This is a genomic window from Litorimonas sp. WD9-15 (genome assembly GCF_050271975.1).
GTDB lineage: Bacteria > Pseudomonadota > Alphaproteobacteria > Caulobacterales > Maricaulaceae > Litorimonas.
This window is the reverse complement of sequence record NZ_CP189850.1, coordinates 1,616,850-1,632,463: the sequence shown is the minus strand read 5'-3', so window position 1 is coordinate 1,632,463 and position 15,614 is coordinate 1,616,850. Positions and strand designations below refer to the sequence as shown.

Below are 15,614 nucleotides of genomic sequence, written 5' to 3'. Positions count from 1 at the left end.
TTTATCCTGTTCGATTTTGGGCTTTGCCGACGGCCTGCGCGACCCGTGCGGCGATCTGCGCTCCGGAGACTTGCGGGCCGGACGCGCCTGAATTCTGCGGCATGGAAAGGTTGACGGTGACGGATGAGCCGCCGCCTGAAATCGCACCGGAGAGCGAATTAGTCAGCGAACCCACAAGGCTTTCGAGTGGCGCGGTAATGAGTTGATCGACGGCCAATCGCGCGAAGTCAGAAGCGATACTTTCTGCGAGGGAGTTAAATGAGAGTTCCCCCGATCGCGCGGCCCGTTCGAGACTGTCCGCAATGCGATCCCCCGCCTGTTCAAACACATTGGCGAGCCCATTGGCGGCCTCCGCGCCCGCTCCATTGGCAAAATTATCGAGCGCATTTGCGGCGCTATCTTTCGGGTTCATTTGACCCTCCTTCATCAGGAAATAATGTGAGCAATGCGTCCAGAGCCTCGCGGTCAAATCCACTTGGTTTCGCGCCGTCCAGAAGCGTCAGCCAATCCCGCACGGGCATGGCCCAAAACTCTGACGGTATGAGTCCAAACCGGCGAATGGCGATCTGTTGCCAGCTTTCAAACGGCCAGCTCATGCGCCCAATCCTTCGGCAATGACGGCGGCAATATCCGGCAGAAATTTTGCGAGTTCATCTTCCGGAATTTCCGCCGCAGGCCGTGGTGTTGCGAGCGCACTGACAAGGCCCTGCCACACCCCCATATCCCCGCCGCGCCCGGCTTGACGAAGCCGATTGGCAAGCGCTGCGGGACTATCAGACCCCGTCACATTCGCGATCTCCGCCAACGCCGAGACGGTGAGCCGCAGGCGTGTTTCCACGCCGTCAATCATCACGATCCGGTCCCCCGGACGGAAACCGCTCATAGTGGTGCAAATTCAGGCACGCCCGCACTGGACAAGCTCAATTCAAATTGCGCTTCGCCATTGTAACTGCCCGCATAGGACAGGCCCGTGACGAGAAATGCCCCTGTAACTGTCCCGAAATCGGGAATGACGAATTGGCAGTCCTGCACTGCTTGCTCGAAAAAGGCCGCGCGGATGAGCACGTCCGAGCCCGCATCGCGGAACACGCCTGTGCCGGAGATTTCCGCTGTGCGGATGCCCGCGCCGGGGAGCAATTCCTTCCACCCTTGCGACGCCGTATCCGTCACATCCACGGGCCGCGCGTTCAGGCGCAGGGTCTTCGTCCGTAATCCGGCGACGGTCGCATATCCCGCACCGTCTTGAATTTTTAGCAGCATTTGGCTGCCCCGTTGCGCGCTCATATGGCATCTCCTTGAACTGTGAATGACAGGCGCAAAACGCCGTGACGGGTGAAGCCGTCCGGCGCGCGCAGAATGTCGGAATAAATCGGATTGGCGCTGCGCACGGCGATATCGCCTGCAGCCGTGAGTGTCTCCGCCGTCAGTGCCGCATTCACGCGGCGGATGAGGGTCAGGACCTCCGCCCGTCCCGCATAGCGTGACCAGATATGCAGCGTCATTTGATGGGCCGAGAGCGGCGTCTCATCCGCGCCAATATCTTCGGACCGCATCGCGCCATAGGTGAGATAGGGGAAGACGGGATCTTCAGGCGCGGCGTCATAGAGACGCGGCGGTTCCCCAAAACTGTCCTGCACGTGGAAATCATCGCGCAGCACGGCATGCACCGCTTTCGCCAGCGCTTCGGCATGGTCAGTCATCATTGTTTTTCCTCCTCACAGATCAGGTGCAACCGCTCGCCCCGCGTATCGGGATCGCTCGCCGCGACAACGCGGAGGATACGGTCACCCCAGACAAGCCGCGCCCGTTCCGGAAAATGTGTTTGGTAGCGGATAGTCACGAGATAGCTCTGCGTGACGGAAAGTCGCCCATTCTCGCGCGTCTCTGAAATCGCGCGGGGCTGGATGGCCGCCCAGAGCCCGCGTTGAAACGCCCAGGTCGTAATCGTCCCGCCGAGATCATCCGCCACAGTTTCCGGCGCGTAGAGCCCGATACGCTTTCGCAATTGCCCGATCATAGCCGCACTCCCCGGTAAGGTTGGAGCAAGGCCCCCACCATCAGTGGCAGCGGCGGGATATCGCCCTCGCGATGCTCATAAAGATGCGCGACGAGCAGCAGCAGCGCCTGTCTGAGGGGTGTCGGGATGTCTGACGGGTCCGTGCCGTACCCTGCCGTAAATCCGATTTCGCAGACCGTGCCATCCGGCACATCGATGCGGAAACTGGCGGGGCGGGCTTTCAGATTGGCCGTATAGTCCACATCCTCGCCCTCCACTCGCACGGCCTCGACAGAGGTCACCGGATAGCGGTTGAGATAGACACACCCGCCACGCACGCGCTTGGTCAGAAGCTGTTGACGGGTGATAAGACTGGCGCAAATGAGCGGCTCGATCTGCCGCGCCGCCGAGTCGATGAGGTCCGTGATGAGCGCGTCCTCATGGTCATGGTCAACGCGCAGAAAAGTTTTCGCCGCCGAAAGGGTCACGGGACCGGTGGGCGGCGGGGAGAGATCGGTAAGGGTCATAGGGTCTCGCAAGGTGAAAATGAAAAAGGCCCGCCGAGTGGCGAGCCTGTGTTGGTTGGAGTTTCCTCTCCCCGAGGAGAGGTATTTAGCTTTAGGCCGCTTTCAAAACCTTGATCGCGTCAAAGTCCTGCACGCCACCGCCGACACGTTTCGTCGTGTAAAACAAGACGTAAGGCTTGGCGGAATACGGGTCGCGCAGGACGCGCACGCCCTGACGGTCGGCGATCAGGTAACCGCGACGAAAATCCCCGAACGCGGCGCAGGCCTGTCCCGTTGAGACATCCGGCATGTCCTCCATCTCGACGAGATTATAGCCGAGTAAGCTGGACGGCGTGCCGGCCGCTTCCGACGGTCGCCAGATGTAATTCCCTTCCGTGTCCTTGAACTTCCGGACTTCATTAATCGTCCGGCGGTTCATGACGAAACTGCCATTCGTGCGGTAGCGGGAATTGGGCGCGTAGAGCAGGTTGAGCAGGTCATCCGTCTCAAACACACCCGCTTCACCCGACAAGACCTCACCAATTTCACCGAAACTCTGCAAGCCGTCGGGACGGGAGGTATAGGACAGGAACCCGCGCGGTTTATTCACACCATCGCCATTCACGAACGCCGCCGTTTCCTGCGCGGCAAAGACGTCGCGGACCTCATCGGCCAGCCAGGCATCGACATCGGCGACGCTGTCATCCAGCAGGGCCTGCGTCGCGGCGGGCATGGCGTAGAGTTCGCCCGCCGGGAAATCTAGCAATTCGAGTTGCGGCGCATCGGTTTCGACCCGTGCCTCGGTCTCGCCCGCCCAACCGGATTGTGCACCGGAGGCCGCCACAGGTTTGCGGAACGCGGTCGCCCCAATCGTCCGCACCGTGGCAAGGCCACGCATGGGAGAGGTTTCGAGCAGCGCCGAATCGATACGGGATTCTGTTTCAACAGGCGCAATCAAGCCGCCCTCCCCGTCCACGCTGGACAGGGATTTGCCCTCAAGCGCGGAGGCATCCCCCGTGCGGATAAAACTGGCCCAGGCCGACTTGGCTTCCGTGCCAGAGGCCGGTGCGAAGCCGGGCCGTGCGCCGGAGAGAGTCAGGTTTTCGATACGCTTGGTCTGCGCATCCAGTGCCGTATTCAGGCGGTCGACCTTTTCGGAGAGCAGCGGATCCGGCGAGGATTTCGCTTCGATTTCCGCGAGGCGCGCATCATTGGCGTCGCGGAAGGCGGCGAAGGTGGTGGCGAAATCCGCTTGAGCTGTTTTTAGCTCAGGCGTCATTTTTGTTTGTAGTTCAGGGGTCACGCAATTCTCCTATTGTGGTCTGCGTTGTCATTGAGAGTGTCGCCGATTTGAGTGATCCGCGCAGAGCGCAGCATCGGGAAGGCGACGACGGACACCTCCCAAAGGTCAAGGTCGAGCAGATTTCGCCCGACTGTTGTTTTACTGGACCGATTGGTCCTGTATCCGATGGATAATCCGGTCACGGCATATTCCTGCACGAGGCGGATGGTCTGATCGGCCAGTTTCGCGCCGGACAGGATACGCCCCGAGACGAAGAGACCGTGACGGTCTTCGATCACACGGTCCCAGACGCCAATCGGTGTATCGGTCTTATGCCCGAACAGCATGGGCAGTTTTTCCATCCGCGCCAGCAGCGAGGCCGCAAATGCGCCCCGCGCCACACGGTCACCGGACAGGTCCACCTGCCCGAAAACACTGGCATAGCCGGAGATTTTAAGGTCATTTATCACGGAGCAGCTCTCTTTCTATGCGGGACAGGCTCTTGGCCATTTCGCTCGTACGGCCTTCCAACCGGGCGAGACGTTCGGAAATATCCGCCGTTCCGGCATGTTGTTGTTCCAACGCCGCCAAACGCGCCGCAGCAGAGCCGGCCCAGATCAGGCCAGCCCCCGTCTGCGCAAGAACTGTGAAAATCAATCCAATTGTGACCGTTCGGTCCAGTTGAAAAGCGCGGTAGACGGGCACGGGGTCGGGGATGGGATGAATATTCATCGCACGCCCTCCCCGCTTCCGGTCTCCAGCCCCGCGATCTCTCGCGCCTCTGCCTCGGTTACGAATGTCGCTTCCGACAGACGTTTCCACAGCACAGCGCGTTCTTCGGCCAGTGCAGGCACCCGGTCGAGGTCCGGCGCGATTGTCAGGTCATCACCAAAAAAGGCCGAGAGCCAGCCCTGCAACCCCGTCGCGGTCTTACTGACCAGTGGGATGATCGTCTGCCGCCAGAAGGCCTGGTTCGCCTCGCGGTAATTCGCGTATGTATTATCGCCCGGAATGCCGAGCAACATGGGCGGCACGCCAAAGGCCAGCGCGATATCGCGGGCGGCTTCGCGACGAAGTTCCGTGAAATCCATGTCGGACGGCGACAGGGCCAGCGTCTTCCAGTCCAAGCCACCCTCCAGCACCATCGGGCGACCCGCTGCAGCAGGGCCGGAGAAATTGCTCTCCAACTCCTGTTTCAACCGCTCGAACTGATCATCCGTCAGGCGCTCACCGGATTTCGGCGCATGGATCAATGCCCCGCTCGGCCGCGCGGAATTATCCAGCAACGCCTTGGCCCACACCCCACCGCGATTATGGAGTTCCACGGCAGAGGCCGCCGCCGCGAGGGGCGACAGTCCGTGACACTCATCCGCCGGATTGAACAGGCGCATATGGTGGAGAACGCAGCGCCCCGTAGCCGCATCGCGCGGGAAGCGACGTGTAATGCCGTCCCGCACCTGTTCCCACCCCGTCGCGCGACCCTGTGCGTCCGTTCCCATTTTCAGCGTGTCAGGCCGATGCGCGATCAGCGCGATAGGGTCGTCTGCACCAAGAACCGCCTCAAAGAACGCATTCCCGCCGACCTGTAAATATCCGTAAAACGCCTCAAACGTCTCAACCGCGCTCACCCCCGGCAGGCCGCGGTTCAACACCCGCGCCATATTCGCGTCAGATGTACGCAGCGGGACGGACGCCGCAGATTCCGCGATCAGGCGGACGCAACGATGGGCCACCGGATTGCGCGCAAAACCTTCGCGGCAGAGCGCACCGTAATCGCGGTCGGTGCCTGCACCGGCGGCGCGGAGTTGATGAACGATCAGGGGGCGTGCAGCCTTACTTTCTGGCACGACAATGGGGTCGCCGGAGCGACGGAAAGATTTGAACATGTGGGGAGACCTTTAAAACAGTCGAAGACGGGAATTGCGTCGATGGGTGTTTTATAGGGCCGGTTGGGTTAGGTGCGGATCATTCTCTTGAAAATAGCATCAAGTGATTGAAATCATTGACGTCTCATAGCACCTTAAACGTGGACGTAGTTTTTAAGAGCAAGCTAAGGGCTACGCCACCTTAAACAAAGACGGCGTTTTTGGACGTTTGCCCAGCAGCGAATCCGCGATCTTCATCTTATCCCGTAATTCGCGGCGTAGTGGCTCATCACCCTGCATAGAGGCCAGCGTAATCGCTGTGCGGTACGCCGTCTGTGCACGCTCAAAGGCGGGCTTGTCATTCTTTGCTTTGCCCAAGCGCATGAACATATCGCCGAGGGCGACTTGCACGAGGCAGATCTCGGCGGGCGTATCCTCATACTCGTAATAGCGGCGCGTGGCGGAGAGCGCCTCTTCCGCCTGTGAGAGCGGGCCGAGATCATTGGTCTGCCCGGCGAGTTTCACCATCTGCGCGGCGAGTTGCGCATTCAGCAGGGCGAGCTTGGCATCCGTGTTGGCCAGTTCCGCTTCCAACGATTTTTTCTTCTTAGATTTGAATAATCCGAACACGACTCAATTCCCCTAAACGCCTTGGCCTTACACAAGACCAACGTGGTTAAGAACGGTTTAATTCAGTCGCGATTGTGGCGGCAATAAGGTGAAAATCCTCGCCGACCCGCACGCGGCGCAGCGGGATGTCCGTCACTGCGAAAAGCGCGGTCTTCACGCGGTCCGCCTCTGACGGATTATTCGGATCATGCGCCGCTCCGTCCAGTTCAATCGCAAGGACCGAACGTCCCGTGCTATCCGTAATCAGATAGTCCACATGACGCGATTTCACACGCCCGCGCAATGTCCACCGCGCCTTTTCCGGCACGTTCCGTTTTACGCGAATAATATCCTCCAACCGGACTTTGCCATGCAGGTGATAGCCACGCGGCAAGCTCTGCAATAGTACCAGAAAGAACCCCCGCTCCGCCCCGTTCACCCAAAGCGACGGCGCGGCCTCGAACGCGTCCAGCGTACGGTCCGTGATCGGAGAAACGGCAGGCGGGGCGAAAGGTTTTCGACGTGTGCCGAGATAGAGGAGCAGCGCGATAGTGGAGAGGATTAGGAGCGCGAGGAGTTCCATAATTAACTTGAGTGGGAGTCGATAAACGCCTTCAGTAATTCTTTTATTCCGTTTGGAAGATCGCTTTCTTTGTTCCTGTCTGTTGCAAGACGGTACGACCCGCGAATAACAGCGACCAAAAGCACAACAATGGAAGAAAAAGCACCAACAACAATTGCTGTGGATGTAGTTGGGTCAAGTTGACGAAGTGTAGGCCATTTCAAGAAAATCATACCCCACAAACTCAGTGCGACACAAACCACGAACAAACCAACTCCAATGTTCACCCCAAGTCTAATAAGTTTAAGTTGCTTCAGCTCAGCGGTTTGAGCAGATAGATAACCGTGTAGTTTTCTATCCAACTCAGCTCTCGAAGCCGTTCCTTCCAGCAAACCCTCAAATTCATCCCACCGCTCGGCAAGTGTAGCAAGTAATTGTAACTGATCCGGGGTAAGGCCCTCGGCGGCTCCAGAAACGTTGTCAGATGACGGTTGATTTAGTGGATTATCTGTCATCAATCTTGGTAAATAGTTTTATCAATCTTTCGCTCATCAACCAATTGATTGAAATGAGACATCATTTCGTCCTCTGGAATATCCTGATACAAACCGAGGTTCTTTTGCGTGTAGTCCCAAGGCGTATCAGTTTTGTGTGTGATTGATGAAAGAGAAAAGGCAGATTTATTCCCGTATGATTTCAATACATGATCAACAACCAGCTCTTCTTTTGGACTAATACCGTGAGGATAGAAGACGTCACCATCAGCATCCACTAGCAAGTCAGTAACAGCGTTCCGCCCCTTACCCTTTACTTGTTTATAAATACGTGGATATACTGGTCCGAATTGCCAAGCCTCCGGCCTATTCCGTACGAGAGACTTTCCCCTCAGAGCGAGGCTCCAGCCATGTACAAGGTAAACAAGTTTGATTAACTGCATCGCAGTCAGCTTGTCTCCCCCGTTTATAGCGCGCGCCTTGAGTAAGACAGCGTTGGCGATTTCACGAGCGTCAAAACCTTCTTTTTCAAGAGTTTCGGTATGTGGTTCTCTGTGTTGCATAAGATTAACGTATTTGTCCTTAAAGCGACAGTATGAAATAAGAAAGCCTTAAGTGCCGTTCAAGAGGGTCTTAAGCGGCTGTTAAGTTCTTTTAGATTGTTTTCCCCCTCAAACCCACCGCATTCGCGCCACGGCCTGTTCCACCTTCTCCACCATCAACTCTCCCACCGCCCAGACCAGCGCGTCGGCGCGGTCGGGCGAATGGCGCAGGCTGTCCGTTCCCATGAGGCACATTTCCGCCTCCAAGGCATCAAAGCGCCCCGCGTGGCGGACTTTGCCGCGGCGATAGGCTTGGGCGACGGGTTCTGCGCGGCTGCGCTTGTTCCGGTTTGTATGGCGGGTCAGGACGGGGACATTGGGGTCGACCTGCGCGAGGCAGGCCTCGACCATTTCGCCGCCCTGATTGACCTCTGCGATGATCGCATCGGCGCGGTAATGGTGATAGAGCGCAACCGCGCGGTCGGCCCAATCGGCGGGCGAGGCGCGGTGGAAACTCGCATCCTCCAGCACGTAAATCAGGTCGTCTGCGCGTCCCGCGACAACAATCCCGCAAGCATCCGCGCGCGGGCCGGAGGTCGTCGGCGGGTCAATCGCGATGACGATCCGGTCAAGTTCCGGCGCGGCCTCGACCCGACGGTCGGAAATTCCCTGCAAGGTCCAGAGTGCACCCGGCAGTTCTGATAAGATCTCGCCATCCAATTCCTGTTTGCCGAGCGGGCTGCCGCCGTAATTTTCCTCCATCAGGGCCGCAAAACCGGGAGAGAGATATTTCGCATTATCCGCCGTTTTCGATTGGGATATGTGCACGCCTTTCATCGTGACGAGCTTGAGCAGAGACGGCGTGCGTTTTGGCGTCGTCGTGATGACGAGGCGCGGGTCCTCGCCGAGTCGCAATCCCAATCGGAGATTAGACAGGGTATCTTCGGGATAGGTCCAGGCACAGAACTCATCCGCCCAGGCCGCATCAAATTGCGCCCCGCGCAGCCCGTCCGGATCTTCGGCGGAATAGACGTGACCCACCGCCCCGTTCGGCCATTCGAGCCGGTGACGCGAGGCAATGTAGCGCGGGCGTTCGCGCGGATAGCCGAGGTTCAGCAATCCGCTCTCGCCCTCCAACATGACTTCTCGCGCTTCATTAAAACTCGGCGCGACGAGCGCGATATGTTTCGCCCCGCCCCGCACCTGCGCCCGCACCCATTCCGCACCGGAGCGTGTTTTGCCGGAACCTCGCCCGCCAAGAATGAGCCAGATATTCCACGGGGTTTCAGGGGCTTTCTGGTCGGGGCGCCCCAAAATTTTCCAGAAAATGAGGAGCCACCCTTTCAGGTGACCCTTAAGCATTTCAAAGAGCTGATCTTGTTTTTCATCCGTCAGCGACGATACGGAATAGGCGTTTAAATTCTTCATAAAATCTCTCCTCATCTTCCGGACTGGGCGGGGGAAGGTCTTCCCACCGCGTGCATTGTCTGGCTGTTTCTTTGGCTTCCGCCTTCTCAATCTGCACCCTCACATCATCCAGCGCTTTCAGCGTGATTGAGATATTTCGTGGGTTCCGATCCGGCGGATCAGTTTGACCTTCGACAGGGGACGGCTGATTCATGGCCTCAAGGTCGGCAATCAATCCGGCCTCTGTTTGTCTTAGCGTGGCGAGAAGATTTTGGGTTTTATCTGTCATGCCTGAAATGTAACGCCACCCGTCATAACCGGGGATACGATTGTGTTTTAACGGGGATTGGATGCGCCGCGCCCTGCCCCGACTTCCGTCCCGTAGAGCTTCACCAACCGCGCGAGGCCAAGCTTAATGATCTGCTTTCCGGACCCGCTCGCCCATTTTTCCGTGCGTTCGACCTTGTCCATATGTTCCGAGCGACAGCAGAGCGCGATGACACCCGGGGCGAGGTCGGCACCGAGAATTTCGCGCGCCGTCCGCAACCGTGTCGAGGCCGTAATCCGCGAGAGCATCGCGCGCTCCGCCGCGCCGTTCCGGTCACCGCCCTGCACGCCGGGATTGGTGAAATCCTGATGGCCCATACGTCCTTGGCCCGAGCGATGATAATCCCGCGCCAGCGCCCGGCCTGCCTCCAACTCAGCCGCGCTCAACCATTTCCCGCGCTCATGCCCTTTACGTCTGGCGAGGAGTTCTAGCGCGGAGCTTCGCACATTCACATTGGCGGGGCGAACCACGCCGTCCGGCGTATAGATATCCTTGGACACGCGGTCTTCGTGTTGGCCGACCAACCCATCATCGGATGTCTCCAAGCGCTGTACGACCGAGTCGGCCAGCACATAACCGCGCGGTTCCGACGCAATCATATCCCGCCCCTGCAACCACGCAAAGCGCGCATTTTCAAGCCAGATGACGGGGCGTTTTCTTTTATCCCGATGGGGATAGATGGGCCGGTCCATTCCCTGTGCACCTTCCGCAATCAGGCCGTCCACAGCGTAAATCTCCCGCACGAGGCGGTTCATGGCGAGGTTGTCAGAGGTATAGCTCATGCTGTGCCCCCGAAGAGGCTGGAACTCGTGAGGAGGAAATCCTCCACCTTGATGAGTTTGCGGTTAAAGACTTCGTCCTCCCGCGAATCCTCGATAACTTTCAGGGCGTGAGTGACGGTTGAGCGGTCGCGGGAGAAGAGTTCCGCCGTCCGGCTAATCGTCATATCGAACACGGTTTGCAGGAGGTACATCGCGACCTGCCGAGAAAAGGCAATTTGCTTTGTTCCCTTCCGCCGGAGGTCGAGGGAGAGTTCGGGTGTGCCGAATTCCAGCGAGACAGCCGCCACGGTCAGGCGGGCAAAGGCGGGATCTTCGGGTTTGAATTTTTTGGTGCGCATAGGTTTGTCCTCTTGTCTGAACGCCGAGTATAAGCGGGTTCAGCCATGTGAGGATTATATTCCTATGAAAATTGCAGGAAGTCGAGTCTTAATGTTCTTCTTCTGTTCACTTCTTGGGATAAGCCTTTGACTAAGCGTAAATTTTTTCCGACTGCGGTTTTACGAGCGGGACGTCGGACATTTTTGCCAAATGATCATAACCGAGGATCATGTTTATATCGGTCCCGTTTTCCGACAGCGGAAGGCGCACCCAGAACTGCGCCAGATGCGAGCCATTGGGCGTATTCGGACGGGTCACACCGACGAGCGGTTTACGGGTTTCTATGACTTGGTCGAGGACCTTGTGCCAATAGTCGACCCGACATCCGATGGGCAATTCGTCGACATGGCGGCCCTGAATTTCCTGGTCATAGAGGTTCCAAAATCCGGTCCCGGCGAGGCGGTGTTTGTAACGGGCCTGCCCGCCTTCGGTTGCGGCGGGAACACGCTCCATAATCGTCGTCATGGGCAGTTGTTGGTGAATTTCTTCGGGCAAAATATCTTCGCGGGAGGGGAACTTTCCCGCGCGGCATTTGCTGCGCCAATAGTCGTAGAATTTCTGTTGCTGCGGCAGGATAATCTGATGCCGTAATGCATTCCCCGATAACATCTCGTCCCTCTCCAACGGAATATCAGGCCCCGAACAGCCCGACAGTCTGAAACTTTTTCTGGAGTGATGCGCCCGACGCATCACGTCCCCCTTGGACGAATCTATGGCAGGGGCGGAGTCATGGCATCAAGGTTTTGTTAACCATATTTCAACCGCAAAACAGCAGAGAGGCGGCTTTTCCGAATCGGTTCCGAATCAGTTGAACAATAATTGGAGTTTTAGCGTCGCCCGACCCGCAAACCCGCGAATCACCTCAGGATTTGCCGAGCCCCGACCGCTTGGCCAAGGCCGAGCGCCGCCGCGCATAATCCGGCGCGACCATGGGATAATCGCGCGGCAAACCCCATTTTTCGCGGTAAGCCTCTGGCGTTAGATTATATTTCACACGCAGGTGACGTTTCAGACTCTGGAACTCCAACCCGTCCTCGAGACAGACCAACGCATCATCGCGTAGGGAGTCCTCAATTGGCACGGCGGGGTCTGGCCGTGCCATGGCCATATCCGGTCCGGCCTGCGCTTTCAGGAGCGCGGCATAAACCGTACCGATAAGCGTGGATATATCTTCTGGCTTTGTGGGATTGGCCCCGACATGCGCCCCGCCCAAATATGATGAGACGATTTGCGCCGTCAGGGCCAGGATATACGAGTCCTTATCGGGCAATATAGGCGACCATTAACACGATGAATAAGAGCCCGGCTGTCAGGACCGCCGCCAAACCGGACGGGGTCGCCTCTGACGCTGCACCGGCGGGAGAGAAGGTCTGATAGAACTTTCGGCCAGCCGTGCCGAGGAAGCGGTTGCGCTGCTGCCTTGTCACAGCCGAGAGGCGCGTCCACATCGCAGACGCCCATAGCGAGACGTTCAGTCCCATCCGGCGATAGAGCCAGTCTACGTCCAAGACTTCCGCCCGTTGCGGCGCACGGTAGCGTTTCCACCGCAGGAAGAGGTTAAACGCAAACAGAACCCCAAAGAGCAGCTGTAGCTGAAACGCCACATGGTCGACCGTATAGGGCTTATAGGCATATTTCATCTCAAACGGCATGAGCGCGTAAAGCTGTGCATAGCCGCCAAAGGGCCAGGCGAGATAGACGCAGATAAAGGCGGCAATCCCCATAGCCAGATGCATATTCCACGGGGCCTCTTTGACCCGCCGCCCGCTATCGCGTCCGAAAAAGGCCGAATAGGGCACTTTGATCTCGGCAAAACCGACCATCCCCGCTGCGCCGAGCAGCAGGAGAACAAAGGGCACATAGTGATGCTCTTCAATCACCGCCGTTAGAATGAAAGCTTTGGTGATGAATCCGGCAAAGAGCGGAGTCGCCGCCAATGTCATGGCTCCAACCAGTGCAAATCCAGTAGAAAAAGGCATGGACCGGAACAAGCCGCCCAGCTCTGACGCTTTCGCCGTCCCGACGCGGTGCATCACGGCCCCGACCGACATAAAGAGTAGGCCCTTGGCGAGTACATTGACGAAAACATGTCCGGCCACCCCGTTCAACGCCATGGCCGAACCGACACCGATACCCGCCACCATAAAGCCGAGCTGGCTGTTAATACTGTAACTCAGGATGCGGCGGAGATCGTTTTCAACGATGGCAAAGGCAATCGGGAAGATCGCCATAATCGCGCCAACCCAGATGAGGATCCCCTCACCCGCGAAGCCACGCGCCAAGGCGTAGATCGCAAACTTCGTCGTGAAGCTCGCGAGGATAACCGTGCCGGTGATAGAGGCTTTCGGATAGGCATCCTGCATCCACATATGCAACATCGGGAAGCCGCATTTAATCCCCATCGCCAATAGCATGAGCCACCCGCCCGGACTGTCCAGACCAATGGCGCCAAAGGTGAAATCACCACCATTGGCCTGCGCGTGAAGGATCGCCCCCGTCAGCAGCATAACACCCGACAGGACTTGAATGGCGAGATAACGAATCCCTGCCGCGTAGGCCTGCTCTCCGCCCTTCCAAATCAGGAAGACGGAACTGATTGCGGTCAATTCCCACATGATAAACAGGGTAATCATATCACCCGCCAAGACGCCGGAAATCGCTGCACCTGTATAGATCAGGGCGGAACTATCCGTGATCCGGCATTTTTCGTGCAACCCGTAAATCCCGTTAATAATTCCGGCCAAACAGAACAGATAGGCCCAGATCAGCGACAGACTGTCCAAGCGAAATGTCGTTAACTCAACAGGACCGAACTGTAACACACCACCTAGACGCGCTGCCTGTGTCGGGTCATGGAGCTGGAAAATCAGCACGCCCGCGATGAGAGGCACAGCAATGACGAAGGCTTTGCGCAGCGATCCAATTGGCAGGAGCGCGCAGATAAGTCCGGCGAGAATGACCCAGAAGCCCGGATTAATTTCAGCCAAAAGCGGGATTGCGTCGATCATGTCGCGTCTCCTTTGGCCTCGGACGCCTCGAGACTATCCTCCGGATCGGGCAGACCGCCTTCCCCGTAATAGCTTTCCGGGCGGGCAAGAAAATGCGCGAATGTCGTGGCGCAGAGCCCGACACCGCAAAAGACGAGAAAGCCAAAAATCGCCCAACTGCCGGGGATATATTGTTCATAGGGGAGCGGGTGTTTCTGTGGATGGAATACGCCCAGGACTGAGCAGATGATTAATCCCACCAATGGCAACCAGAGAAAATTCCGTCTCACCTTGTCCCGTGTTAAAAAGAGAAATGGCTGCGCGGCCGGGTGAATATCTGCACCTGAATTTGGCGTGGCCGCAGTCTCCATGGGGGTTTCGGTCTCAACACTCATGATAGGCCGCCTCCCGGAAGGATCGGTTGTAAGAAGTCTACAATCTGTCCCGCGAAGAAGAACAGAACCAGTGAGCCGATTGCCGTGACGACGGGCGGGATAATGACCCATTTATGTTTCTTCCGCTCAAAAGCGAGCAACGCATCGGCGGTTGGATCCGCCGGCGGTTTCAGAAATCCGCGAATGGCGACGGGCACAAGATAAATAATATTGAGAATAGAGGACGCAATCAGGGCCGCAATGAGGATGGATTTCCCGCTATCCACAGCGCCCGCCATGAGGAAGAATTTCGGCCAAGACCCGCCCATCGGGGGAATGCCGATAATGGACACGGCCCCGACGAGAAATGCGCCAAAGACCCAAGGCATGGTGCGGCCCAGCCCGTCCAGTTGCGAAATATGCGTCCGATGCGCAATCGTATAAATCGCTCCTGCACACATGAAGAGCGTGATTTTCCCCCAAGCATGCATCACAATCTGCAACCCACCGCCCAAAATTCCCATGGACGTCGCCAGCATCGCGCCCAGTGTCACATAAGACAATTGCGAGACTGTGGAATAGGCCAGACGGGCTTTCAGATTATCCTGACGCAGGGCGATGACGGATGCAAGAACGATAGAAATCGCCGCAATCCAGGCGAGCCATGTCGAGGCCGGTGTCGCGGCGGCGAGGCTCGGCCCGAAGGTCATGGTCACAACTTTTAACATCGTGAACACACCCGCCTTCACGACGGCCACGGCATGGAGCAGCGCGGAGACCGGCGTCGGCGCGACCATGGCATTGGGCAACCACGGATGGGTCGGCATGAGCGCCGCCTTGCCGATCCCAAAGGCGAAGAGGAAGAGCAGTGTCGAGGTCGCGAGGAGTGACGTCCCGGGTGGGAAAATGCCGCCCACTTGGAACTCTGTCGTCCCCGCAATCACATAGGTCCCGATAATAGCGGGCAGGAGCAATGCAAGCGATGTCCCCATCAGGATCAGCGCATAAATCGTACCGCCCTTTTTGGCTTTCGCGTCACCCTTATGCGTGACGAGCGGGAAGGTTGAGAGCGTGAGCGCCTCATAAAAGATAAATAATGTGATGAGGTTCGCCGAGGCCGCAATCCCCATAGCCGCAGCGATGGCCACAGCTACAAAAGCGAAGAACCGCGTCTGATGTTTCTCACGATTGCCCCGCATATAGCCGAGCGTAAACACGGAATTCACGATCCAGAGTGAAGACGCAATCGCGGCGAATGTCGCGCCAAGCGGTTCTAGTCTTAGCGTAAAATCAAATTTTCCGGCAAAGCTGCCAAAGTGCAATTCAGGACGCCCACCGCCCGCAACATCAACGCAAAGATAAATAACTGTCGCCAGCAATGCGACGCCGCCTATAAAAGTCACGCCTTCGCGCAGGTTTGGATTTTTCCCAAAAACGGGAATGAGCAGCGCGGTCAGCAGCGGGATAGCGAGCAGAAGGCCCAGCGCGATTTGAGGAGTCAT

General features: G+C 57.7%; 24 protein-coding genes. All 24 read right to left on the bottom strand.

The genetic code is table 11. The features are described 5' to 3' along the window. Window position 1 precedes the first annotated feature (1 nt). The gene (locus tag ACP9M6_RS07600) at window positions 2–412 is read right to left on the bottom strand and encodes a phage tail tape measure C-terminal domain-containing protein (RefSeq protein ID WP_427449922.1); all 411 of its coding nucleotides are present in this window, start codon (window positions 410–412) and stop codon (window positions 2–4) included. After that, the gene (locus tag ACP9M6_RS07595) at window positions 396–596 is read right to left on the bottom strand and encodes a phage tail assembly chaperone (RefSeq protein WP_427449920.1); all 201 of its coding nucleotides are present in this window, start codon (window positions 594–596) and stop codon (window positions 396–398) included. The genes ACP9M6_RS07600 and ACP9M6_RS07595 overlap by 17 nt, the downstream gene beginning before the upstream one ends. Beyond that, window positions 593–883, bottom strand: a complete 291-nt coding sequence (locus tag ACP9M6_RS07590) for a hypothetical protein (RefSeq protein WP_427449918.1) — start codon at window positions 881–883, stop codon at window positions 593–595. Before ACP9M6_RS07590 ends, ACP9M6_RS07595 begins: the two co-directional genes overlap by 4 nt. Next, window positions 880–1,284 (bottom strand): phage major tail protein, TP901-1 family, encoded by a 405-nt coding sequence (locus ACP9M6_RS07585; protein WP_427449917.1) that lies wholly within the window; start codon window positions 1,282–1,284, stop codon window positions 880–882. The genes ACP9M6_RS07590 and ACP9M6_RS07585 overlap by 4 nt, the downstream gene beginning before the upstream one ends. Beyond that, entirely contained in the window at window positions 1,281–1,703 is a 423-nt protein-coding gene (locus ACP9M6_RS07580; protein ID WP_427449915.1) for a DUF3168 domain-containing protein, read from the bottom strand. Before ACP9M6_RS07580 ends, ACP9M6_RS07585 begins: the two co-directional genes overlap by 4 nt. After that, window positions 1,700–2,017: a phage head closure protein gene (locus ACP9M6_RS07575; RefSeq protein WP_427449913.1), complete on the bottom strand. Its 318-nt coding sequence runs from the start codon at window positions 2,015–2,017 to the stop codon at window positions 1,700–1,702. The genes ACP9M6_RS07580 and ACP9M6_RS07575 overlap by 4 nt, the downstream gene beginning before the upstream one ends. Then, window positions 2,014–2,523, bottom strand: coding sequence for a head-tail connector protein (locus ACP9M6_RS07570; RefSeq protein WP_427449910.1), 510 nt, complete (start codon window positions 2,521–2,523; stop codon window positions 2,014–2,016). Before ACP9M6_RS07570 ends, ACP9M6_RS07575 begins: the two co-directional genes overlap by 4 nt. A 91-nt stretch (window positions 2,524–2,614) precedes the next feature. Further along, entirely contained in the window at window positions 2,615–3,805 is a 1,191-nt protein-coding gene (locus ACP9M6_RS07565; protein WP_427449908.1) for a phage major capsid protein, read from the bottom strand. After that, window positions 3,802–4,254, bottom strand: a complete 453-nt coding sequence (locus tag ACP9M6_RS07560; RefSeq protein ID WP_427449907.1) for an HK97 family phage prohead protease — start codon at window positions 4,252–4,254, stop codon at window positions 3,802–3,804. The genes ACP9M6_RS07565 and ACP9M6_RS07560 overlap by 4 nt, the downstream gene beginning before the upstream one ends. Further along, window positions 4,244–4,516 carry a hypothetical protein gene (locus ACP9M6_RS07555; RefSeq protein WP_427449905.1) on the bottom strand — a complete coding sequence of 91 codons (273 nt, stop codon included), beginning with the start codon at window positions 4,514–4,516 and terminating at the stop codon, window positions 4,244–4,246. Before ACP9M6_RS07555 ends, ACP9M6_RS07560 begins: the two co-directional genes overlap by 11 nt. Beyond that, window positions 4,513–5,670: a phage portal protein gene (locus ACP9M6_RS07550; protein ID WP_427449904.1), complete on the bottom strand. Its 1,158-nt coding sequence runs from the start codon at window positions 5,668–5,670 to the stop codon at window positions 4,513–4,515. The genes ACP9M6_RS07555 and ACP9M6_RS07550 overlap by 4 nt, the downstream gene beginning before the upstream one ends. Window positions 5,671–5,841: 171 nt before the next feature. Continuing rightward, the gene (locus tag ACP9M6_RS07545) at window positions 5,842–6,279 is read right to left on the bottom strand and encodes a hypothetical protein (RefSeq protein ID WP_427449903.1); all 438 of its coding nucleotides are present in this window, start codon (window positions 6,277–6,279) and stop codon (window positions 5,842–5,844) included. A gap of 46 nt (window positions 6,280–6,325) precedes the next feature. Then, a complete protein-coding gene (locus ACP9M6_RS07540; RefSeq protein ID WP_427449901.1) occupies window positions 6,326–6,841 on the bottom strand; it encodes a DUF2726 domain-containing protein in 516 nt (171 codons plus the stop codon). A 2-nt stretch (window positions 6,842–6,843) separates the two neighbouring features. Further along, the gene (locus ACP9M6_RS07535) at window positions 6,844–7,338 is read right to left on the bottom strand and encodes a hypothetical protein (protein WP_427449900.1); all 495 of its coding nucleotides are present in this window, start codon (window positions 7,336–7,338) and stop codon (window positions 6,844–6,846) included. After that, entirely contained in the window at window positions 7,335–7,877 is a 543-nt protein-coding gene (locus ACP9M6_RS07530; protein WP_427449899.1) for a Panacea domain-containing protein, read from the bottom strand. Before ACP9M6_RS07530 ends, ACP9M6_RS07535 begins: the two co-directional genes overlap by 4 nt. 108 nt (window positions 7,878–7,985) lie before the next feature. Next, window positions 7,986–9,218, bottom strand: coding sequence for a DNA-packaging protein (locus ACP9M6_RS07525; protein WP_427454765.1), 1,233 nt, complete (start codon window positions 9,216–9,218; stop codon window positions 7,986–7,988). Window positions 9,219–9,240: 22 nt separating this feature from the next. Next, entirely contained in the window at window positions 9,241–9,552 is a 312-nt protein-coding gene (locus tag ACP9M6_RS07520; RefSeq protein ID WP_427449897.1) for a hypothetical protein, read from the bottom strand. Between the two features lie 47 nt (window positions 9,553–9,599). Next, entirely contained in the window at window positions 9,600–10,373 is a 774-nt protein-coding gene (locus tag ACP9M6_RS07515; protein WP_427449895.1) for a DUF6456 domain-containing protein, read from the bottom strand. Continuing rightward, the gene (locus ACP9M6_RS07510) at window positions 10,370–10,711 is read right to left on the bottom strand and encodes a helix-turn-helix domain-containing protein (protein WP_427449893.1); all 342 of its coding nucleotides are present in this window, start codon (window positions 10,709–10,711) and stop codon (window positions 10,370–10,372) included. Before ACP9M6_RS07510 ends, ACP9M6_RS07515 begins: the two co-directional genes overlap by 4 nt. A gap of 130 nt (window positions 10,712–10,841) precedes the next feature. Next, window positions 10,842–11,360, bottom strand: coding sequence for a PAS domain-containing protein (locus tag ACP9M6_RS07505; RefSeq protein WP_427449891.1), 519 nt, complete (start codon window positions 11,358–11,360; stop codon window positions 10,842–10,844). A gap of 253 nt (window positions 11,361–11,613) precedes the next feature. Next, a complete protein-coding gene (locus ACP9M6_RS07500) occupies window positions 11,614–12,021 on the bottom strand; it encodes a MucR family transcriptional regulator (RefSeq protein WP_427449889.1) in 408 nt (135 codons plus the stop codon). Further along, complete coding sequence (locus ACP9M6_RS07495; RefSeq protein ID WP_427449888.1) at window positions 12,011–13,759, bottom strand: Na(+)/H(+) antiporter subunit D; 1,749 nt, start codon at window positions 13,757–13,759, stop codon at window positions 12,011–12,013. Before ACP9M6_RS07495 ends, ACP9M6_RS07500 begins: the two co-directional genes overlap by 11 nt. Next, window positions 13,756–14,133 carry a hypothetical protein gene (locus tag ACP9M6_RS07490; RefSeq protein ID WP_427449886.1) on the bottom strand — a complete coding sequence of 126 codons (378 nt, stop codon included), beginning with the start codon at window positions 14,131–14,133 and terminating at the stop codon, window positions 13,756–13,758. The genes ACP9M6_RS07495 and ACP9M6_RS07490 overlap by 4 nt, the downstream gene beginning before the upstream one ends. Then, on the bottom strand, window positions 14,130–15,614 hold the full coding sequence (locus ACP9M6_RS07485) for a proton-conducting transporter membrane subunit (RefSeq protein WP_427449884.1): 1,485 nt from the start codon (window positions 15,612–15,614) through the stop codon (window positions 14,130–14,132). Before ACP9M6_RS07485 ends, ACP9M6_RS07490 begins: the two co-directional genes overlap by 4 nt.